Raw genomic sequence first — 21475 nt, 5'->3', positions numbered from 1 at the left:
GTTGGTGCCGTGTTGAACAATGATCTTGCCGCCCCATCCAAAAGCGGGCTGGACAGCAAGACCGCGATTATAGCCCAGAACCCCGCCATGACGACAGTTCTGTGTCACCGCTGCTCAGTGGCGCTCCATTTTGCACGTGGTCGGCAAAGCGGTTTGCGACGCTGGAATCACTTTAAGCGTGCGAAAGCCGTAGCCTGAGCCCTCAATATCAAAGGGCACACCGGGCGTGCCCGCCCGCTCCATCTGCGTGACGATAAGCGGCTGGATGGCCTGGTGATCCTCGGCCCGCAGCGTGATGCGGTGGAAGCCGTTGTCGAGTGATGCGCCTTCCAGCGCACGTGCCACGGCCGCAGCTTCCGTAGAGCCGGCCCGCTCGATGGCCGCGGCCAGCATGGTCACCATCATCTGGTCGCGCAGTAGCGGATAATCGTCGGCGGGCGCCGGGTAACGAGCGCGGAAGGCCTTGTAGAACGCATCGGACTTCACTCCACCCAGGTTCGGATGCCACTCCGCCACAGCCACCACACGACCGACGCCGGCTTCGCCCATCGCGCCTGGTGCGCCGAGCGAGTTGCCGTAGAACGTAAAGAAGCGCGCTTTTAGCCCGACATCCCGTGCGGCCTTGACGAGCAGCGTCAGATCGTTACCCCAGTTGCCGGTGACGACCGTATCCGCACTCGATGCGGCGATGCGCGCCACATATGGCGCAAAATCTTTCACTTTACCGATCGGGTGCAGCACCTCACCAACGATCGCTATGTCCGGCCGCTTCTCGCTCAACTGCTGACGCGCCGATTGCGCCACTTGGCGACCGAACGCGTAGTCTTGCCCAATCAGGTAGACCTTTTTGATGGTCTTGTCCGCACGGATCACTTCGGTCAGCGCGTGCATGCGCATGTCGGCCGACGCGTCGAAGCGGAAATGCCAGAAGCTGCATGCCTCGTTGGTCAGCGCCGGATCGACGGCGGCGTAGTTCAGGAACAGCACGCGCGCGTCCGGATGACGGTCGTTGTAGCGCGAAATCGACGTCGACAACGCCGCCGCGGCCGCTGAACTGTTGCCCTGCAGAACGAAACGGATACCCGCATCCGTTGCGGCCTGCAATTGCAGCAACGATTCGTCGACGGTGTTCTTGCTATCGAAGCGCACGAGCGCAAGCGGATGACGGCCATCGGGCAGCTTCACACCGCCGCGCGCATTGACGTTCTCAATGGCCATGCGCAGATTGCGATCCACTGCCTCGCCCGCATTGGCAAACGGGCCTGACAGCCCTTCAATCAGCGCCAGCCGGATTGGCGCGGCTTCAGGTTGGGCAGTTGCCCCGCCACACAATCCTACAGCCGCCAGCGCGGCCAAAAACCAACGAAACACCATGGCAAATCTCCGTGAACCGCGGATGGTAAAGCGCCGTTGCATGTCGGCACAAGCCAGCACCACTCGCATGGGCTCCTACACTGAAAGCCCCGGGAGAATCATTGTGAGCATTCGATCGATGTGGCGGAGCGCGACGCTCCTCGCTGTAGCGCTCATATCCATGTGCGCGTGTACCGTGCTGGCGCCCGTGCAAACGGGCGAAGCGCTGCTCGGCCAACCCGCTTCGGCCGTGGAAGCCCGCTTTGGCAAACCACCCGAACGGTATCCGCGTGCGGATGGCGGCACGCGCTGGCTATATCCGACGCAGCCCTATGGACAATTCACGTATGCCGCTGACTTCGATGCGAGCGGCAAGCTCATCTCGTTCCGGCAGATTCTGACCACGATGGATTTTGCGCAGATCCGCGTCGGCACAGCGACGCAGAATGATGTGTTGCAGACGTTCGGCAAGCCGGAGGAGACCGCCTATTTCCGGCTCATGCATCGGCAGGTGTGGTCGTATCGCTTTAGGCACGAGGGCGTGTGGCCATCGCTAATGAACTTCTATTTCGATCGCGACGGCACTGTGCGCCTCACGCAGATCAGCCCAGATCCAATGTACGACCACGATCACGATGCCAGCCGGTAAGCCAGCGCTCAACGCCAGAACGGCAACATCCACGCGAGGCGCATCGCCTGGCGTGGACATTCGGGTCGGCTATGCCGTGGATCGCACAGACATCGCTCTCAAAGACGGCTGGCATGGCGCACGCTCCTGACGTGCCCGGTGCCGCCGCACCCGCTTCGCGTTCCGGTGGATAACCGGGTGCGCGCTCAGTGGTGATCGTGTTGGGGTCTGGGCTGACTCCTGCGTGTGTTGGTAGAACCCGCGATCAGATCTGCGGGTTGAGTTTTTCGCTGCTCTTGTCCTGCAGCTTGTTCAGTGCAGCAAGGTAAGCCTTGGCCGAAGCCGCAACGATGTCCGGATCGGTACCCACACCGTTGACGATGCGACCCGACTTGGACAGCCGCACCGTCACTTCGCCCTGCGCCTGAGTGCCTGTCGTGATGGCGTTAACCGAATACAGCAGCTGCTCGGCGCCACTGGCGACCTTGCTCTCAATCGCATTGAGCGTCGCGTCAACCGGGCCATTGCCCTCCGCTTCGCCCGTCACTTCCTTGCCGTCTGCAACGAAGACGATGCGCGCGTGCGGACGCTCACCAGTTTCCGAACGTTGGGCCAGCGACACGAACCGGAAATGCTCGCCCTCGCTGTGCTGTGCTTCGTTCGAAACGATGGCGACGATGTCCTCGTCAAAGATCTCAGCCTTCTGATCAGCCAGTTCCTTGAAACGGGTGAAGGCCGCATTCAGCTCGGCTTCTGAATCGAGCTCAATGCCCAGCTCCTGCAGACGCTGCTTGAACGCATTGCGACCCGAGAGTTTGCCCAGGACGATCTTGTTGGCTGTCCAGCCCACGTCTTCGGCACGCATGATTTCGTATGTGTCGCGTGCCTTGAGCACGCCATCCTGGTGGATGCCCGAAGCGTGCGCAAACGCGTTGGCGCCCACGACCGCCTTGTTCGGCTGCACGACGAAACCGGTGATCTGCGAAACCAGCTTGGACGCCGGCACGATCTGCGTGGTATCGACACCGACGTCGAGATTGAAGTAGTCGCGACGCGTCTTCACTGCCATCACCACCTCTTCGAGGCTGGTGTTGCCGGCACGCTCACCCAGGCCGTTGATCGTGCATTCGATCTGGCGTGCCCCGCCCAGTTTGACAGCGGCCAGGGAGTTGGCGACCGCCATGCCCAGGTCGTTATGGCAGTGCACCGACCAGACCGCCTTGTCGGAATTCGGGATGCGCTCGCGCACCGAGCGGATCAGCGCGGCATAACCTTCCGGCACCGCGTAGCCCACCGTATCTGGCAGGTTGATGGTCGTGGCGCCCTCGGCGATCACGCCTTCCAAGACGCGGCACAGGAAATCCATGTCGGAGCGGCTACCATCTTCCGGCGAGAATTCGATGTCGTCGGTGAATTGGCGCGCGAAGCGCACCGCCAGGCGCGCCTGCTCGTACACCTGATCCGGCGACATGCGCAGCTTCTTCTCCATGTGCAACGCCGACGTGGCGATAAACGTATGGATACGGAACTGGCCGGCCGGCTTGAGCGCCTCCGCAGCGCGGGAGATATCGCGATCGTTCGCACGGGCCAGCGAGCAAATGCGCGAATCCTTGACCGACTGCGCAATCGCGCGGATCGCCTCGAAGTCACCATTGGAGCTGGCCGCGAAGCCGGCTTCGATCACGTCCACCTTGAGCCGCTCAAGCTGCTTGGCAATGCGGATCTTCTCTTCCTTGGTCATCGACGCCCCAGGGGACTGTTCGCCGTCGCGCAAGGTGGTATCGAAAATGATGAGTTTGTCGCTCATGGCGGCTCCTTGGTGGGGGTGACGTTTTTGGCGTCGGTCTTAGTGGGTGTCTCGAATGTTTTTTTGCGGCGCAGAATGCAAAACGCCCCGGCGTGCATGGTTGCAGGCCGGGGCGCCGGGAATTCTGGTTCGCGAAAACTTGGCGGTTTCTGCTTGCCTTGTCTTGCGATTTCCTATGCGCGTGTCCCGACCTGACGACCTAGTAGGCCATCAATCGAGACTAGCGTAATCAGAATGGAAATCGGGTGCGAAAGCATGCGAATGACTATAGACGAAATCAAAAATCGGCGCAAGCGCACATTGGTGCAGCGCATCGGTCACTCATGTGCGTCGCCGGACGCCTGTTTCGGCAAGCGCGGGCTCCCTTGTTGCCCATGCAGAGCACGCCAGCCCCAGAGCAGATAGCCCGATACCGCGTAACCAACAAACAGGCCGAAAAGCGCGACTGGCGGATCGCTCGATATCACAACGAACAGCACCAAGACGAGCACCATCACGCCAAATGGCACGCGGTGACGAACGTCGAGCGCCTTGCCGCTGTAGAACGGCGCGTTCGACACCATCGAGAGCCCCGCATATAGCGTCAGCCCGAAGGCCACCCACGGCATCCACAGTTCTTTGACCGGCAGCTTGTTGTCGATCGCCAGCCAGACAAAACCCGCGATGAGCGCTGCGGCTGCTGGGCTCGGCATGCCTTGGAAGAAGCGCTTGTCGACCGACCCGATGTTCGTATTGAAGCGCGCGAGGCGCAGCGCAGCGCCAGCGCAATACACGAACGCCGCAAGCCAACCCCACTTGCCCAGGTCGCGCAGAATCCATTCGTACATGACCAATGCCGGCGCAACGCCAAATGACACCATGTCCGACAGCGAATCGTATTGCTCGCCGAACGCGCTTTGCGTATTGGTGATGCGAGCGACACGGCCGTCCATGCCGTCGAGCACCATCGCCGCGAAGATCGCGATCGCAGCCGTCTCAAAGTTCAGGTTCATCGCCTGCACGATGGCGAAGAAGCCGGCGAAGAGCGCCGCGGTCGTGAACGCGTTGGGCAACAGATAGATGCCGCGACGGCGCGGACGCACGATCTCAAGATCGTCGTCATCCGAGCGCGGCTGATTGTGCCGCAGCGGACGCAAGTGCGTCACGTTGCCGGCGGTAAAACGCTTCTTGCGTCGGTTGAACGCGGGCATGGCGGCCTCCGGATCAGTCCAGCTCTGCAAGCACCGTAAGCGTGGCGGATACTTTCTCGCCGATGGTCACGCGCGGGCGCGCCGTCAGCGGCAAGTACACGTCAACGCGCGAGCCAAAGCGGATGAAGCCATAACGCTGGCCGCGCGTGAGCGCTTCGCCTGCCTTGGTATAGCAAAGGATGCGTCGCGCGATCAATCCGGCCACCTGCACCGAAGTGACGAGCTGGCCATCAGCGCGGCGTAGCACAATGGCGTTGCGCTCGTTCTCAAGCGACGCCTTGTCCAGGTCCGCATTGACGAACCTGCCCGGGAAGTACTGCACCTGCTGCACAGTGCCGTCGACCGGCGCACGGTTCGAGTGCACGTTGAACACATTCATGAACACGCTGATCTTCAGCGAGTCGCGATCGGCATACGGGTCACGCACCTGCTCGACGGCGACGATGCGACCATCAGCCGGCGACAGAATCGCATTGGCCTGCGTTGGCACGACGCGGGCCGGATCTCGAAAAAACTGCAGCACAAACAGCGTCAGCACCCAGAACGGCCAAGCCCAGCCGAAGCCGGCGGCGGCCTGCACGATGAGCGTGACGATGAAAATCCCGCCCAGGTACGGCCAACCCTCGCGGGCAATGATGGGATGCGGATACGTGTTGTTCAAATCAGACCTCGACAGCGTCTTGAAGGAAATGCGGCATTCTAGCCGACACGGGGCCGCGCCAGCACTTGAAACAATGTTTGGCGCCCTGGAATCAGCATAAAAAAAAGCCAGCCCGAAGGCCGGCTTTCTTGCACAGGATGCAACCGATCAGTTCTTCGTCTGGTCAACCAGCTTGTTCTTGGCGATCCAGGGCATCATCGCGCGCAGCTTGGCGCCAACTTGCTCGATCTGGTGCTCTTCGGTCAGGCGGCGGCGCGAGATCAGCGTCGGCTGGCCTGCCTTGTACTCCAGCAGGAAGCTCTTGGCGTATTCGCCGGTCTGGATGTCCTTCAGGCATTGCTTCATGGCCTTCTTGGTCTCTTCCGTCACGACGCGCGGGCCAGTGACGTACTCGCCGTATTCGGCGTTGTTCGAGATCGAGTAGTTCATGTTGGCGATGCCGCCTTCATAGATCAGGTCGACGATCAGCTTCAGCTCGTGCAGGCACTCGAAGTACGCCATTTCCGGAGCGTAACCAGCCTCGACCAGCGTCTCGAAACCAGCCTTGATCAGTTCGACGGTACCGCCGCACAGCACGGCCTGTTCGCCGAACAGGTCGGTTTCGGTTTCTTCGCGGAAGTTCGTCTCGATGATGCCGGCACGGCCGCCGCCGTTGGCGGTAGCGTACGACAGAGCGATATCACGCGCAGCGCCCGACTTGTCCTGGTGCACGGCAATCAGATGCGGCACGCCGCCGCCTTGCGTGTACGTGCCACGCACGGTGTGGCCCGGAGCCTTCGGGGCGATCATGATGACGTCCAGGTCGGCGCGCGGGATCACGGCACCGTAGTGCACGTTGAAACCGTGGGCGAATGCCAGTGCGGCGCCCTGCTTGATGTTGCCGTGCACTTCGTTCTTGTACACGTCGGCGATCTGCTCGTCCGGCAGCAGGATCATGACAACGTCGGCTTCCTTCACAGCTTCGGCCACTTCCTTGACCTGCAGGCCGGCGTTGACGGCCTTGTTCCACGACGCGCCGTTCTTGCGCAGACCGACCGTCACCTTCACACCCGAGTCGTTCAGGTTCAGGGCGTGGGCGTGGCCTTGCGAGCCGTAGCCGATGATGGTGACGTTCTTGCCCTTGATCAGGGAGAGGTCGGCGTCCTTGTCGTAAAACACTTTCATGGTGATGTCCTAATTTTCAAATATCGATGGAGTCCGGCAGCACGCACGCGCCGGTTCAAACCTTCAGAATGCGCTCGCCGCGGCCGATGCCCGAGCCGCCCGTACGGACGGTCTCAAGAATGGCAGTGCGATCGATGGCATCGAGAAACGCGTCGAGCTTGCTGCCGTTGCCGGTCAGCTCGATCGTGTAGGTCTTCTCGGTCACGTCGATGATGCGGCCGCGGAAGATGTCCGCGGTACGCTTCATCTCCTCGCGTTCCTTGCCGACTGCGCGCACCTTCACGAGCATCAGCTCGCGCTCGATGTGCGCACCCTCGGTCAGGTCGACGACCTTGACGACTTCCACCAAGCGGTTCAGGTGCTTGGTGATCTGCTCGATGATGTCGTCAGAGCCGGTCGTGACGATCGTCATGCGCGACAGCGAAGCGTCTTCAGTCGGGGCGACCGTCAGCGTCTCGATGTTGTAGCCGCGTGCAGAGAACAGGCCGACCACGCGTGACAACGCGCCCGGTTCGTTTTCCAGCAGGACGGAAATGATGTGGCGCATTAGAGGTCCTCCGCGCCGAGCAGCATTTCAGAAATACCCTTGCCTGCCTGGACCATCGGCCAGACGTTTTCTGTCGGGTCGGTCTGGAAGTCGAGGAACACGGTGCGGTCCTTGAGTCGGAAGGCTTCGCGCAACGCGGGTTCGACGTCGGACGTCTTCTCGATGCGCATGCCAACGTGGCCATACGATTCGGCCAGCTTCACGAAGTCAGGCAGCGCTTGCATGTAGGAATGCGAGTAACGGTTGTCGTACTCGATTTCCTGCCACTGGCGCACCATGCCCAGATAGCCGTTGTTGAGCGAGCAGATTTTCACCGGCGTGTCGTACTGCAGGCACGTCGACAGCTCCTGGATGCACATCTGGATCGAGCCCTCACCGGTGATGGTGACGACCTCCTTGTCCGGGAATGCCTTCTTGATGCCCATTGCGTACGGCAAGCCCACGCCCATCGTGCCGAGCCCGCCGGAGTTGATCCAGCGGCGCGGCTCGTTGAACTTGTAGAACTGCGCGGCCCACATCTGGTGCTGACCGACGTCGGAGCAGACGAAGGCGTCACCATTGGTCAGTTCCCAGATTTTCTCGACCACGTACTGGGGCTTGATGATCTCGGACGTGCGGTCGTACTTCAGGCAATCGACGCTGCGCCACTGCTCGATCTGTTCCCACCACTTGGCCAGCGCCGCCTTGTTGGGCTTGGCTTCGCCAGATTGGATCTGGGCGATCATCTCTTGCAGCACGTCCTTGACGTTGCCGACGATGGGGATGTCGACCTTCACGCGCTTGGAGATGGACGACGGATCGATGTCGATGTGGATGATCTTGCGCGGCTGCGACGAGAAGTGTGCCGGGCTGCCAATCACGCGATCATCAAAACGCGCGCCGATGGCAATCAGAACGTCACAGTTCTGCATTGCCATATTGGCTTCGTACGTGCCGTGCATGCCCAGCATGCCCACGAACTGCTTGCTGGTACCCGGGAAAGCGCCCAGACCCATCAGCGTGTTCGTCACGGGATAACCCGTCAGCGCAGCCAGTTGGCGCAGTTCTTCGCTGGCCTCGGCAAGCACAACGCCGCCACCCGAATAGATGTACGGACGCTCGGCCTGCAGCAGCAGACTTACCGCCTTGCGGATCTGGCCCGAATGGCCCTTGTTGACCGGGCTGTACGAGCGCATCTCGATGGTCTTCGGATACTCGTACTTGCAAAGTTCACGCGAGACATCCTTGGGGATATCCACCACCACCGGGCCCGGACGGCCCGTTGCGGCGATGTAGAACGCCTTCTTGATGGTCGAGGCGAGATTGCGCACGTCCTTGACCAGGAAGTTGTGCTTGACGATCGGGCGGGTAATGCCGACGGTGTCGCACTCCTGGAAGGCATCCTGGCCGATGGCGTGCGTTGGCACGTTGCCAGTGATGATCACCATCGGGATCGAATCCAGGTAAGCGGTGGCGATGCCGGTCACGGCATTGGTCACGCCCGGGCCGGAGGTCACCAGGGCGACACCGACCTTGCCCGTGGCACGCGCATAGCCGTCAGCCGCATGGACTGCCGCCTGTTCATGGCGCACCAGGATGTGTTCGATCTTGTTTTGCTTGTAGAACGCGTCGTAGATATAGAGCACCGCGCCGCCGGGGTAACCCCAGACGAACTCGACGCCCTCTGCCGCGAGCGCATTGACGAGGATGTCAGCCCCCATCATGTCGGCAGATGAACCGCTATTGGCGTGGGAAAATTCCGCGCTTGGCATATTCATGTCAGTCCTTTGCAATTTTCGGCAAAAAATTGTTTGGATGCTCTCTACCGGGCTTGTGGCGCGGATTTGAGCGGTGCGCGTCTGCATGGATGGTCCGCCTGATGGGCGGCCAGATGAGACAAACCACAGATGTTGTGAACCGGGGATAATACTGCAATGCCGCATGGCGGTCCAGCACCGGCGCGATTCCCAGTTCTTGGCGGCCCGCCCGCCAGTCGGACTGTCCGTAGAGCCGCATTTTTGCTAGCATCGCAACATTTTTCACGGCCAAGGCCGTTGACGCCACGCGGCGTGATCATCACATCTTGAGTATGTGAATTTTCGCGCGGCTGCCTCACAGGATTCGCACCCGCCGTTGTATGGCCTCTGAACAGGAATTGTCGGCCTTTCTTCTAAGCGTCGAGAAACGCGCCTTCAAGCAGGCGGTCTTCGCGGTGCGCGACGACGATGCCGCGCTCGACGTCGTGCAGGACGCCATGATCAAGCTGGCCGAGAAATACGGCGACAAGCCAAGCGCCGAGCTGCCTCTGCTGTTTCAGCGCATTCTGCAGAACACGATTCACGACTGGTTTCGCCGCTCCAAGGTACGCAACACGTGGGTGAGCCTGTTCTCAAGCTTTCGCGCGGACGCTGAGGGTGACGACACGGACCCGCTTGAACTCATAGAAAGCGAAGCCGGCACCACAGCGGCGGAGAGCAGCGCCGACAAAGTCGAGCGCTCGCAGATGCTGGAAATCCTGGAGCGCGAAATTGAGAAGCTGCCCACGCGTCAACGGGAGGCCTTCCTGATGCGTTACTGGGAGGACATGGATGTTGCCGAGACAGCTCAGGCGATGGGCTGTTCCGAGGGCAGCGTAAAAACGCACTGCTCGCGGGCAACACACGCCCTGGCCCAAGCGCTGCGGGCGCGAGGGATCCGACTATGAACAAGGTAGAACTCCGAGAACGCCGTTTTGTGCATGCCGTCCGAACCGCTCTGAACGAGTCGGCAGGACAGTTGCCGCCCGACGTGCGCGACCGCCTTGCAGCGGCGCGCCGGACGGCGCTTGCGCACAAGAAAGCGGAAGTGCCGAGCACGGTGCGCTCGCCTGCCTTGGCAATGCCGGGCGTCGGCTCGGTGTCCTTCGACACGGAAGGCGAAGCACCGTCGCCGCTGCAGCGCGCCGCCGCAGTCCTGCGCCGCCTTGGCCTGTTGTGGCCGACCATCGCGCTGGTGGCGGGGCTCGCGGGCATCTATCAGTGGCAACAGCAGCAACGCGTGGACGAACTCGCCGAGGTCGACGCCGCGATGCTGCTCGACGATCTGCCGCTGGCCGCTTACGCCGATCAAGGCTTCCATCAGTACCTCAAGCACGATCAGTGAAAGGCTGATCGATGAGCAACTTCCAGCACACCCACGGCCAATCACCGCGAGGCGCAAAGACCGTGTGCCTACGCGCCAGCATCGTTGCGTTGGTCGGCGCAGCCGGTCTGATGGCGGGACTTGCGATCGCGCAGGTTCCTACCGCTTCGGCACCTGCCGCGGCACCGGCCGTGACAGTCAATGCGCCGGTTGATCTGCCGACACCGCCCGCGACCAATCCGCTGCCCGCTGTCCACCCGAACTGGGCCGAATTGACCATCGTGCAGCAGCGCATCTTCGCGCCGCTGGCGCCGGAATGGAATGGCCTGCCGGAACTGGCCCGCAAAAAATGGCTGCAGATCGCCCGGGCGTATCCGAAGTACACACCGGCTCAGCAGCAGCGCCTGCAAACGCGCATGGCGGATTGGGTCAAGCTCACCCCGGAGCAACGTCACCGCGCGCGTGAAAATTTCCAGACCACCAAGTCGCTCCCGGTGCAGAAGAAGAGCGAGGCTTGGCAGAGTTACCAGCAGCTGACGGAAGAGCAGAAAAAAGCGCTGGCGGCCGCGGCCAAGGCGCAAAAGCACCCGTCTGCAGTGACGGCGCTGCCGGGCGGCGCAGGCTTGGCGAAAGACGCGGCCAAATCGATCCATCACGGTGCGCGCACCAAGCCCGGCACGACCAAATCGACGCCGACGGGCAAGCCGACCGCCACCGCATCCGCACCGGCCGCAACTCCCGCGCCCGAATCCGCCACTGCCGCACCTGCACCTGCAAGCGCGCCAGTCACTCCCGCGCACCCCGTTGCACCGCCCACCACCAGCGGCGGGGAATCGGGCAATCCGCCGCCCTCCACGGTGCTGGGCGGCTGAGGCCGGCAAACCGTTTGGCATAATCCGAACCACGTGCCGCGCGACCCTGTGCGCCGGCACATGATGGACTGCGCCGACGGCGCTCACACTCTGTTCGATGGCCACCTCCGTTTCCTCGCCTTCCCCCGCTGCGGCGCCTGATCCGCGTGCTGCGCCCACGCTGCGCCGCCGTCTTGCTGCGATGCTCTACGAGGGCCTGCTGCTGTTTGGCGTGATGTTTGGCGCCACGGCTGTCTTTCTGCTGCTGCGCCTGATCGTGCCACCGCTGGCGCGCACAGGCGATGTAGGGCTGCAGGTGTGGGGTTTTCTGGCACTTGGTCTGTACTTCGTCTGGTTTTGGCGCAAACGCGGCCAGACGCTAGCGATGCAGACCTGGCGCATGCGCGTAGTCAACGCCGATGGATCACGTATTTCGTTGGGCCGCGCCGTTGCGCGCTATGTGCTGGCGTGGGTATGGGTGGTCGCGGCAGTCGGCGTGATCCACCTGAGCGGGGCGTCCCGTTGGGCCGGCGCGGGAGTCGCTTTGGCGTGCCTGCTGGCCTGGGGCGCGCTGGCGTGGCTCGATCCGCAGCGCCAATTCCTGCACGATCGCCTGGCCGGCACCCGGCTGGTGCGCGACTGATCGGCTGCACGCTCGGCGGCGACCTCCACCATGACGCGCGCCGATCTTCCCTCCTCCCCTGTTCCCTTCGCCTCCCTGACCGCGGCCACAGCGCGCCGCATTGCCGTGGTGCTGCAATGTGCGGCGACGCTGGCGGTTGGCTGGGCGGCACATCGGTGGGGCAGATGGAGTTGGCCGGCGGCGAGTGGGCTCGCGGGCGTGGCGTTGGTGCTCGGGTATCTCGTTTCGATCGGGTGGGCGTTCCTGGTGTCGCTGAAGAGCCTGGGCACGGCGGTACCGGACGACCCCATGTGGGACCGCATGCCCGTGCCGTGCGAACAGCGCGTCGGCATCGCCGGCTTTATCGCATGCTGGTTCCGCGAGTGCGTATCCGTCGCTTGGATGTTCAACGTGCTGCAACCCTTCCAGGCGCATGCCACGTTCGATGCGCCCGCCGATGAGGGCAAGCGCGTGCCTGTGCTGATGATTCACGGCTACGGGTGCAATCGCGCCGTGTGGCTGCCGATGCAGCGCCATTTGGCCGCCGCCGGACACCCGACCGATGCCATCGATCTCATGCCGCTGCTGGGCGATATCGACGACTACGCCCGCGACATTGCGGCCGCCGTCGCGCGCCTGACGCGCATGCATGGCCGTGCGCCCGTCCTGCTCTGCCACAGCATGGGTGGGCTCGCCGCCCGAGCTCTGCTGCGCCAATCGGAGCCCTGCCTTGTTGCCCACGTCATCACACTCGGCACGCCGCATCGGGGCACGGCAATGGCGCGGACGGGACGCGGTCACAACGTGCGCCAGATGGCCTGGGCGAGCCCTTGGCTGCGCCAGCTTGCCGCGTCCGAAACGCCAGCCGTGCGAGCGCGCATCACGTCGATTTTTTCGTGGCACGACTCCATCGTCGGCCCGGCTGGTGCCTCCTGCCTGCAAGGCGCGCGTCACATCTCGTTCGCGGGCATCGGCCATGTGTCGCTGCTATGCGACGCACGCGTGCGCGACGCTGTGCTGACGGAACTCGCACACATTGAAGGCATCTCCGCGATCCCATCAGCCTGAAATGCGCGCCCGGCGCAGGTCTTGGGCGCACGCCTGCCCCTTTCTCGGCAATCACGTCATGTGACGGTCATGTTTCTGACACGGCTTTTTCATGCAGCGATGGCGAAATCCGTCCAACGCAGCCTCTGTTGCCGACATGGTCCTGCCAAATCTGCCATCGCGCCCTGGTTTCCTCCGCCGCCTCGCGCAACGCTTTCGCGCTGCTCCCCTCACCGGTTCCGACTGGAACGCTCCACCGCCGCTGATGCAAATGGCCGCCGGACTCGCCGCCGCGGGTGCGCTGGGCTCGGCTGTACCGGCAGGTCGGGGCGATGTGCGCGAACACGAAGCACCGGTCGCCACGCCGGCGTCGACGTTGGCGCCCGATCGATCGGCCGACACGGACACTGATCCGCCTGCCGAAAAAATCCAGCGTTACCGCACGATCTGGCTGTCGGACATCCACCTCGGCACGCCGGGCTGCCAGGCCGACTACCTGCTCGACTTTCTCAAGCACCACGAATCGGACACGCTGTACCTGGTGGGCGACATCGTTGACGGCTGGCAACTGCGCAAGGGCTGGTACTGGCCGCAGGCACACAACGATGTGGTGCAGAAGGTGCTGCGCCGCGCGCGCAAAGGCACACGCGTCGTCTTCATCCCGGGCAACCACGACGAGATGGCGCGCCAGTTCCACGGGCTGAACTTTGGCGATATCGAAGTCGCTGAAGACGCGGTGCACGTGACGGCCACGGGCAAGCGCCTGTGGGTCGTGCACGGCGACCTGTTCGACGGCGTGATGCAGCACGCCCGCTGGCTGGCCTACGTCGGCGACTCGCTCTACACCTTCATCCTGGCGATGAACCGGCACTTCAACCGGATCCGCGTGCGGTTGGGTTTTCCGTACTGGTCTTTGTCGCAATACCTGAAGCATCAGGTCAAGAACGCAGTCAACTTCATCAATTCGTTCGAGCGCGTGATGACGGACGAAGCGCGGCGCCGCGGCTGCGACGGCGTGGTCTGCGGTCATATCCACAAAGCCGAGATCCGCGAGATCGACGGCCAGCTCTACTGCAACGACGGCGACTGGGTGGAGAGTCTCTCTGCCCTGGTCGAAACCATGGAAGGCGAACTGCAGATCGTCTACTGGACGCATCTGCTCGATGCGCCGCGCACCTCCCGCCGCGCACGCCGTGCCGCTGCGACCGCCGCCTGATGGAAGCCTCTATGACCCACCCCAGCATCGACCTCGTGCAGCCCGCTGCCGCCCAACCTACCCCCCAAGGAGAGCCCGTGAAAGTCATGATCGTCACCGATGCCTGGGAACCGCAGGTCAACGGCGTCGTCCGCACCCTCACCCAGACGCGTCGCGAGCTGGAGGCCATGGGGCACATCGTCGACATGATCACGCCGCTGGAATTCAAGACGGTGCCGTGCCCGACGTATCCGGAAATCCGCCTGTCGATCCTGCCGGCCAAGCGCGTGCGCGAGCGCATCGAGAAGTTCGCCCCGCAGGCGCTGCACATCGCCACCGAAGGCCCGCTGGGCCTGGCCGCACGCGCCTATGCGCTGCGCCACAAGCTGCCCTATACGACTGCGTACCACACCCGTTTTCCGGAGTATGTGCAGGCGCGCTTCGGCATTCCGCTGGCGTGGACGTATCGCTTTCTGCGCTGGTTCCACAGCCCTGCGCAGGCCGTGATGGCGCCGACGCCCGTGGTGCTTAAAGACCTTGCCGACTACGGCATCACCAACGGCGTGCTGTGGACGCGCGGCGTCGATCTGGACATCTTCACCGCCCAGCGCAGCAACGTGCTCAACACGGCGCACCCGATCTTCCTGTATGTCGGCCGTGTGGCGGTGGAGAAGAACGTCGAAGCTTTCCTGGAGCTGGATCTGCCGGGGTCCAAGTGGGTGGTCGGTGAGGGCCCCGCGCTGGCCGGGTTGAAAGCGAAGTACCCGAATGCCAGCTACCTCGGCGTGCTCAAGCAGCCGGAGCTGGCCAAGGTGTATGCCTCGGCCGATGTGTTCGTCTTCCCGAGCCGCACCGACACGTTCGGCTTGGTATTGCTGGAAGCACTTGCCAGCGGCCTGCCGGTGGCAGCGTATCCGGTGACGGGCCCGATCGACGTGCTGGGCGATTCACCGGCCGGTGCGTTGCGCGAAGACCTGCGGGAAGCCTGCCTGGAAGCGCTGCGCATCGACCGCGTCACGGCGCGTGCGCATGCCGAGAAGTTCTCGTGGCGCGCCGCCTCGGAGCAATTCCTCGCGCACCTGCGTCCGATGCCCGTAGCCTCCGCCGACAACACCAAGGCCGCCGAGCCGTCCACCGCCGCGGGTGCCTGAGTCTTGCGTTCCATGAAGCCCACCACCCCGCCGGATCGGCGACTGGAAGATCCGCCTGCACCGCCAGCAGCAGGCGCGTACTCGCCTGCCGACAACCCGCATAAAGGCAATCGCGGCATCACGCGGGCGTGGTTTGCGCTCAAGAACTCCATCAGCGGCATCCGCTTCGCCATCGACGAGGAAAGCGCGTTCCGCCAGGAATTGACGCTGTGCGCGATCCTGCTACCGTGCGCGTTCGTCATTCCCGCCACGGTGGTCGAGCGCATTCTGATGCTGGGCACGCTGGTCCTGGTGCTCATCGTCGAGCTGCTCAATTCGAGCGTGGAAGCGGCGGTCGACCGCATCTCGCTCGAGCAGCACGGGCTTTCCAAGCGTGCCAAGGATTTCGGCAGCGCGGCCGTCATGCTGGCCCTGCTGCTGTGCGTGGGGACGTGGGTAGCGATCACCTGGCCGTGGGTGGCGTCGCTGTTGCATTAGGAACACCAGCGAAAAGCCGGCGACAACGTTTGGCAATGTCTGCCCCGCAGCATGTGGGGGTCGTTGCACAAGCACGATCTCTTATAATCCGGGCACCAATACGCCACGGAGACAGGGCCACCGGCCTTGGCAGTCAATGGAAACCAAGCAGCATTCCACCGGCCCGCGCCGCACGCGCGATCGCATCCTCGAAGTGTCGCTGCGCCTGTTCAACGAACTGGGCGAGCCCAACGTCACCACCACGACGATCGCCGAAGAGCTGGAGATCAGCCCGGGCAACCTGTACTACCACTTCCGCAACAAGGACGACATCATCAACTCGATCTTCGTGCAGTTCGAGCAGGAGATCGCGCGTCGCCTGAAGCTGCCGGACGACCACAAGGCCACACTCGACGAGACGTGGGGCTACCTGCAGTACATGTCGGAGTTCCTGTGGAACTACCGCTTCCTGTACCGCGACATCAACGATCTGCTCGCGCGCAACCGCATGCTTGAACTGAACTTCAAGCGCATCGTCGAGCAAAAGCGCCACTTCGCTATGGACATCTGCCACCAGTTCATCGAAGACGGCGAAATGGAAGCCACGGCCGAGCAAGTCGATGTCATCTGCACCAACATCGTCGTGATTGCCACCTACTGGCTGTCGTTCCAGTTCGTGCAGCACCCGCGCCAGTACAACGACCAGAACGCGATCCGTGACCACCTGCACGGCGCGAGCTACCACATCCTGTCGATCCTCGCGCCTTACCTGCGCGGCAAGCCGCGGCGGGCGTTTGATTTGCTGGCGGTGAGCCGCAGCAACGATCCGCCTATCGGCACCGGCACCCCCAGCAACAACATGCCTGCTCAATGAAATCGATCTGCGTCTATTGCGGTTCCAGCCCGGGCGACCGCCCGGAATACAAAGCCAACGCCATCGCGCTGGGCAACGAGATGGTCAAGCGCGACCTGACGCTCGTCTACGGCGGCGGCAACGTTGGCTTGATGGGCATAGTGGCCGACGCCGTGCTGCAAGGCGGCACCCCGGTGATCGGCATCATCCCGAAATCGCTCGTGCGCAAGGAGGTCGGGCATAAAGACCTGACCGAGCTGCACATCGTCGACAGCATGCACCAGCGCAAGCAGATGATGGCTGACCGTGCAGATGCCTTCATCGCCATGCCTGGCGGCGTCGGGACGTACGAAGAACTCTTCGAGACCTTCACGTGGCTGCAGCTCGGCTATCACAACAAGCCGATCGGCCTGCTGAACGTGGCGGGCTTCTACGACAAGCTCCTCGCCTTCATCGACCACGCCGTGCAGGAAGGCTTCCTCAAGCGCCACCACGCTGACCTGCTGCACGTGAGCGACGACCCTGCCGCGTTGATCGACATGCTGGCGCGTGCCCCGCGCGAGACGGTCGACAAGTGGTCGGAACGTCGCGAGCGCACGTAGGGCGACATGCAAGATTCGTTGCTTACGATGGCGCTGTGCGCGTCGCTGGTGCTGATCATGCCGGGGCCGACGAACACGCTGCTGCTCTCGTCCGGCCTCAAGGTGGGCGTGCGGCGGACGAGCCCGCTCATTGCCGCTGAGGCGCTGGGCTATGTCACTTCAATCTCGCTGTGGGGATTCTTTCTGACCGCGCTGTCGGTCAGTCAGCCGTGGCTGGTAGCCGTCGTCAAGCTGCTGAGTTCCGTGTACATCCTCTACTTGGCCGCAAAGATCTGGCGACAAAGCGGGGCGCTGCAGCACGTTGCGGCGAATCCTGTCAGCTTGCGCGACATGTTCGTCACCACGTTGATGAACCCGAAGGCGCTGCTGTTTGCAAGCACGCTCTTTCCGCTCGCAGCATTCCAGTCCGCAGCCGATTTTGGGCGGACCATCGCCACGTTCCTGGTTGTCTTGGTGCCCATTGCCATCGGCTGGTCGTATCTGGGCATGCTGCTCACGGCACGGCGCACGTGGGCGTCTCACACGCCCAAACTGTTGCGCGGCGCAGCGCTGGTACTGCTCACCTTCTCGGGAACGCTGATGTATTCGGTGCTGAGCCGTTGAGCGGAAAGGCGCCGTTGGCCTAAAACGACGACCCTGGCTGGGTCAGAAACGCAACTTCCTCGGGTGTGGAAACGCGCCCGAGGGCTTCGTTGCGATGTGGAAAACGCCCGAAGCGCGCCACGATCTCGCGGTGCTTCTCCGCCCAGATGAGCGGGTCCGCATCGCCTTCCTGATCGCGCAGGCGTGTGTAGAGGCGAATCGATTCGTTCTGCGCAGACATCGCCTCGCTGTGCTCGAAAGGCAGGTAGCAGAACACACGGTGATGGCGCGTCGGCAATTGCGCATCCCACCCTGCGGCCACGACGATCTGCGCGGTGTGCAACGCTGCCGCGTCGCTCGCAAAAGCGCGCGCACTGCCGCGAAACATGTTGCGCGAGAACTGATCTAGCACGACGATGCGCGCGATGGCTTCGAGCGGCGTATCCATCCAGGTGTCGGCGTCGCCCGTGGAAAGCGCTTCCCACAACGGCAAGAAGCGCGCGCGGATCTCGGCATCGAACGCGTCGGATTTGGTGAACCACTCCGGCCGTGCGTCGACCAGCGGCGCGTTGCCGAACCAGAACGCGAGCACGTCGTCGGCGGTGGGCAAACCGATCATCGGGGTCTCCTCAAATTTATTCTTGAAGGTGCGCTTTAGCGCGGCACCTTAGCGCTGCACGTTCCGCATCCAGTCGGCGGTCTGCCAGAAGGCCTGCATCAAGCGCATCTGCAGTGCTTCGTCCAAGCCGATGTCTTGCATGGCGAGTGCCATGCAGCGCATCCACTGATCACGCTCCTGCGTGCCGATCTCGAACGGCATATGGCGCGCGCGCAAGCGCGGATGGCCAAAGCGCTCGATGAAATGATTCGGGCCGCCCAGCCAGCCGCACAGGAACCAGAACAGCTTGTCGCGCGATCCATCCAGACTTTGCGGGTGCAGCGAGCGCAGCACGGCAAACTCAGGCTCCAGATCCATCTGGTCGTAGAAACGGTCAACGAGTTCGCGCACACGCGCTTCGCCGCCAATGAGGTCAAACGCCAGGGGTTCCTGGCCGGAAGTTGCGTCAGTCATACAGCGTCAGTCACATCAAAAAATTCGGGCGTCGTCATGCGTCACGAAGCGTTGCCATGGCCGGGCGACGCAGCACGTCGCGCAAGCCCAGCCAGCCGCCGATGAAGGCGCACGCCATGCCGCTCACGATGCCCACCGGCAGGATCGCCGGGTTGAAACGATACGGAAAATCGAACACGTGCGCCGAGAGCACCCAGCCGATGGCGATTGCACCCACGCCGGCCATCAGCCCGGCCAGGCCGCCAACGATCAGCACTTCTGCATATTGCGTCTGGCGTACCACCCCGGAGCCCGCGCCAAGCGCGCGCAGCACGCCGGCGTCGCGCAAGCGCTCGTCGCGCGAGCCGGAGAGCGCGGCATAGAGGACCAGCACACCCGCCGCCAACGTAAAGACGAAGAGGAATTCCACCGCCGCCGTTACCTGATCCAGCACGCCCTGCACCTGCTGCAAGATCAGTTCGGTATCGACCACCGTGAGGTTCGGAAACTCACGCACGAGCTTGGCCGGCAGATCAGCTTGGCCGGCGGGAATGCGGAACGCGGTCACATACGTCTGCGGCATGTCGTGCAGCGCCACGGGCGGCAGGATCACGAAGAAATTCACGCGCATCGAGCTCCAGTCGAGCTTGCGCAATGACGTGATGGGCGCATCCACCGTCTGCCCGGCGATGTCGAAACGCAGTACGTCGCCCAGGTGCAGGTTGAGCGTCTTGGCGATGCCCTCTTCCACTGAGGCCTCAGGCTTCTGCCCGCTGAACCATTGGCCGGAAACGATGCGATTTTCAGGCGGCTGCCCGGTGGCGTACGACAGGTTGAATTCGCGTTCGACTAGATTGCGGGCGCGCGATTCGGCATAGGTCTGGCGATCGATCACCTGGCCATTCACTTGCGTCAGGCGCCCCCGCACCATCGGGTAGAGCTTCGGATCCGCCACGCCAGCTTGGGCGAGCGCCTGCGCCACCGCCTGCATCTGGTCAGGCTGGATATTGATGATGAAACGGTTGGGCGCATCGGCCGGAGTGGCGTTGTGCCAGGAGCGGATCAGGTCATTGCGCGTCATGGCAAGCAACAGCAGCGCCATCAGGCCGACCGCAAGCGCTACGGTCTGCAGCACACTGACGCCGCGACGGCGCTCCAGCACGGCCAGCGCAAAGCGCCAGCCCACACTCAAGGCACGGCCTCGGCCCAGCGACACCGCCAGCGCGCGCAATCCGCCTGCAGCAAGCAGCGCAAATACGACGATGGCGGCGGCAAACCCGGCGGCGGTCAGCGCCCCAAGCTTCACGTCGCGCGCAGACACGACCAGCAGGGCAAAGAACGCCGCAGCACCCAGCGCGTAGCCGATCCATGCGGCAACCGCGCGCTCTGCCACATCGCGCCGCAGTACGCGAAGCGGCGCCACGCGCACGAGGCTCAGCAACGGCGGCACGGCAAAACCAATGAGCAACACCAGCCCCGCCGTTACACCCACGACCGCAGGCCAGATGGATGGCGCGGGCAATGTCACCGTGACCAGGTCGCCGAGCGACGCCAGCAATAGCCAGTGCGCGCCATAACCCAGCGCCACGCCGACGGCCGAACCCAGCACGCCGATCAGCAAGAACTCCAGCGCGAACGTGCCGAGAATCTGTCCCTGCTTGAGACCCAGGCATTTGATGACGGCCACCGCATCCGTATGCCGCGCGGTGTAGCGGCGCGCGGCCATGGTGATTGCCACGGCGGCAATCATCGCGGCCAGCAAGGCGACGAGCGAGAGAAAGCGCTCAGCGCGGTCCAGCGTTTCGCGCATCTGCGGCTGGCCGTTTTGCAACGATTCAACGCGCACGCCACGCAGCTGGCGCGTTTTCGCTTCGTTCTCGGCCCAGGTGTGGAACGCGTTGGCAGCGGCGTCAGGGCCCGCCACCAGCAAGCGATACGTGACCCGGCTGCCGTAGGTGACTAGGCCCGTCGAACCCAGGTCCGACATCGGCAGCATCACCCGAGGGGCGAAATTCATGAAGCCGGCGCCGCGATCGAGTTCCTGGGTGATGACATGGGCGACCTTGAAGGTACGCGTGCCCAGGCGCATCGCATCGCCCACGCGAATGCCGAGCGCTTCGAGCAGCGGTGCGTCCACCCACACCGTGCCTGCGGCAGGAATGCCCTGGAAGGGCGCGCCCACGGTATCGCGCCCGTCATCGCTCACTTTGAGGGTGCCGCGCAGCGGGTAGCCGACGTCGACGGCTTTGATGGCGGCGAGTTGCGATACCGGTTCGCCCGAGGCGCCCTTGGCCAACGTGCTCGCCATGCTGGGGAAGGTGGCGGTATGCGTGACCTGTAGGCCGCTCGCGCGCGCATGCGCCTCGATGTCGGGCGGCAGCGGCTGGTCGGACACGACAAGCACATCCGCGCCGATCAACTGGCGCGCGTCGCGCTCCAGGCCGGCGTGCATGCGATCGGCGAGGAAACTGACCGACGCCAGCGCGGCCACAGCCAGCACCAGCGCGACGAGCAGAAGGTTCAGTTCACCGGCGCGCCAGTCGCGGCGCAGCATGCGCAGGGCTTGGGTCCAGACGGAGAAACGTGACATGGGGGGAACATGGACGAGGCGCGCAA

22 protein-coding genes are annotated in these 21475 nt (G+C 63.4%); 12 read left to right on the top strand and 10 right to left on the bottom strand.

The genetic code is table 11. From position 1 onward, the window contains the following. Positions 1-114 precede the first annotated feature (114 nt). Positions 115-1374 carry a branched-chain amino acid ABC transporter substrate-binding protein gene (locus tag ACEN9T_RS14740; protein ID WP_413708116.1) on the bottom strand — a complete coding sequence of 420 codons (1260 nt, stop codon included), beginning with the start codon at positions 1372-1374 and terminating at the stop codon, positions 115-117. Positions 1375-1492: 118 nt separating this feature from the next. Between ACEN9T_RS14740 and ACEN9T_RS14735 the strand changes: the two genes are divergently transcribed. Further along, complete coding sequence (locus tag ACEN9T_RS14735; protein WP_413708454.1) at positions 1493-2002, top strand: hypothetical protein; 510 nt, start codon at positions 1493-1495, stop codon at positions 2000-2002. A 244-nt stretch (positions 2003-2246) separates the two neighbouring features. Here ACEN9T_RS14735 and ACEN9T_RS14730 read toward each other — a convergent pair whose 3' ends face one another. From ACEN9T_RS14730 to ACEN9T_RS14705, 6 genes are all read right to left on the bottom strand, one after another. After that, on the bottom strand, positions 2247-3788 hold the full coding sequence (locus ACEN9T_RS14730; RefSeq protein ID WP_004630827.1) for a 2-isopropylmalate synthase: 1542 nt from the start codon (positions 3786-3788) through the stop codon (positions 2247-2249). 317 nt (positions 3789-4105) lie between these two features. After that, positions 4106-4978 (bottom strand): CDP-diacylglycerol--serine O-phosphatidyltransferase, encoded by an 873-nt coding sequence (gene pssA / locus ACEN9T_RS14725; protein WP_024975283.1) that lies wholly within the window; start codon positions 4976-4978, stop codon positions 4106-4108. A gap of 13 nt (positions 4979-4991) precedes the next feature. After that, the gene (locus ACEN9T_RS14720; protein WP_413708115.1) at positions 4992-5639 is read right to left on the bottom strand and encodes a phosphatidylserine decarboxylase; all 648 of its coding nucleotides are present in this window, start codon (positions 5637-5639) and stop codon (positions 4992-4994) included. A gap of 147 nt (positions 5640-5786) precedes the next feature. Continuing rightward, positions 5787-6803, bottom strand: coding sequence for a ketol-acid reductoisomerase (ilvC, locus tag ACEN9T_RS14715; RefSeq protein ID WP_004630832.1), 1017 nt, complete (start codon positions 6801-6803; stop codon positions 5787-5789). A gap of 55 nt (positions 6804-6858) precedes the next feature. Further along, complete coding sequence (ilvN, locus tag ACEN9T_RS14710) at positions 6859-7350, bottom strand: acetolactate synthase small subunit (RefSeq protein ID WP_004630835.1); 492 nt, start codon at positions 7348-7350, stop codon at positions 6859-6861. Then, the gene (locus ACEN9T_RS14705) at positions 7350-9107 is read right to left on the bottom strand and encodes an acetolactate synthase 3 catalytic subunit (RefSeq protein ID WP_092969547.1); all 1758 of its coding nucleotides are present in this window, start codon (positions 9105-9107) and stop codon (positions 7350-7352) included. The genes ilvN and ACEN9T_RS14705 overlap by 1 nt, the downstream gene beginning before the upstream one ends. Before the next feature lie 359 nt (positions 9108-9466). Here ACEN9T_RS14705 and ACEN9T_RS14700 point away from each other — a divergent pair, with 359 nt between their 5' ends. The 11 genes from ACEN9T_RS14700 (at position 9467) to ACEN9T_RS14650 (ending at position 17829) form a co-directional block, all read left to right on the top strand. Then, positions 9467-10033: an RNA polymerase sigma factor gene (locus ACEN9T_RS14700; protein WP_413708114.1), complete on the top strand. Its 567-nt coding sequence runs from the start codon at positions 9467-9469 to the stop codon at positions 10031-10033. Further along, on the top strand, positions 10030-10470 hold the full coding sequence (locus ACEN9T_RS14695; RefSeq protein WP_092969543.1) for a DUF3619 family protein: 441 nt from the start codon (positions 10030-10032) through the stop codon (positions 10468-10470). The genes ACEN9T_RS14700 and ACEN9T_RS14695 overlap by 4 nt, the downstream gene beginning before the upstream one ends. Before the next feature lie 11 nt (positions 10471-10481). Next, positions 10482-11321, top strand: coding sequence for a DUF3106 domain-containing protein (locus ACEN9T_RS14690; RefSeq protein ID WP_092969541.1), 840 nt, complete (start codon positions 10482-10484; stop codon positions 11319-11321). A 97-nt stretch (positions 11322-11418) separates the two neighbouring features. After that, positions 11419-11943, top strand: a complete 525-nt coding sequence (locus tag ACEN9T_RS14685; protein ID WP_092969539.1) for an RDD family protein — start codon at positions 11419-11421, stop codon at positions 11941-11943. 30 nt (positions 11944-11973) lie between these two features. Continuing rightward, the gene (locus ACEN9T_RS14680; protein WP_413708113.1) at positions 11974-12990 is read left to right on the top strand and encodes an esterase/lipase family protein; all 1017 of its coding nucleotides are present in this window, start codon (positions 11974-11976) and stop codon (positions 12988-12990) included. Positions 12991-13234: 244 nt separating this feature from the next. After that, positions 13235-14185 (top strand): UDP-2,3-diacylglucosamine diphosphatase, encoded by a 951-nt coding sequence (locus ACEN9T_RS14675; RefSeq protein ID WP_413708453.1) that lies wholly within the window; start codon positions 13235-13237, stop codon positions 14183-14185. Between the two features lie 86 nt (positions 14186-14271). Continuing rightward, positions 14272-15315 carry a glycosyltransferase family 4 protein gene (locus ACEN9T_RS14670; RefSeq protein WP_413708452.1) on the top strand — a complete coding sequence of 348 codons (1044 nt, stop codon included), beginning with the start codon at positions 14272-14274 and terminating at the stop codon, positions 15313-15315. A gap of 12 nt (positions 15316-15327) precedes the next feature. Continuing rightward, positions 15328-15792, top strand: coding sequence for a diacylglycerol kinase (locus ACEN9T_RS14665; RefSeq protein ID WP_413708112.1), 465 nt, complete (start codon positions 15328-15330; stop codon positions 15790-15792). A gap of 136 nt (positions 15793-15928) precedes the next feature. Then, positions 15929-16645, top strand: a complete 717-nt coding sequence (locus tag ACEN9T_RS14660) for a TetR/AcrR family transcriptional regulator (protein WP_413708111.1) — start codon at positions 15929-15931, stop codon at positions 16643-16645. Continuing rightward, a complete protein-coding gene (locus ACEN9T_RS14655) occupies positions 16642-17226 on the top strand; it encodes a TIGR00730 family Rossman fold protein (protein ID WP_413708110.1) in 585 nt (194 codons plus the stop codon). The genes ACEN9T_RS14660 and ACEN9T_RS14655 overlap by 4 nt, the downstream gene beginning before the upstream one ends. Before the next feature lie 6 nt (positions 17227-17232). Then, complete coding sequence (locus tag ACEN9T_RS14650) at positions 17233-17829, top strand: LysE family translocator (protein ID WP_413708109.1); 597 nt, start codon at positions 17233-17235, stop codon at positions 17827-17829. A 19-nt stretch (positions 17830-17848) separates the two neighbouring features. Here ACEN9T_RS14650 and ACEN9T_RS14645 read toward each other — a convergent pair whose 3' ends face one another. From ACEN9T_RS14645 to ACEN9T_RS14635, 3 genes are read right to left on the bottom strand one after another with little or no spacing between them, the layout of a single operon-like run. Beyond that, positions 17849-18427, bottom strand: a complete 579-nt coding sequence (locus ACEN9T_RS14645) for a DUF924 family protein (protein WP_092969527.1) — start codon at positions 18425-18427, stop codon at positions 17849-17851. Positions 18428-18475: 48 nt separating this feature from the next. Continuing rightward, a complete protein-coding gene (locus tag ACEN9T_RS14640) occupies positions 18476-18880 on the bottom strand; it encodes a group II truncated hemoglobin (protein ID WP_092969525.1) in 405 nt (134 codons plus the stop codon). A 34-nt stretch (positions 18881-18914) separates the two neighbouring features. Continuing rightward, the gene (locus ACEN9T_RS14635) at positions 18915-21449 is read right to left on the bottom strand and encodes an ABC transporter permease (RefSeq protein WP_413708108.1); all 2535 of its coding nucleotides are present in this window, start codon (positions 21447-21449) and stop codon (positions 18915-18917) included. Positions 21450-21475 lie beyond the last annotated feature (26 nt).

Source organism: Ralstonia sp. Ralssp110, from assembly GCF_047325135.1.
Taxonomy (GTDB): domain Bacteria; phylum Pseudomonadota; class Gammaproteobacteria; order Burkholderiales; family Burkholderiaceae; genus Ralstonia; species Ralstonia mojiangensis.
The sequence above is the reverse complement of the archived record's forward strand: the minus strand, read 5'-3'. Positions and strand labels throughout refer to the sequence as shown.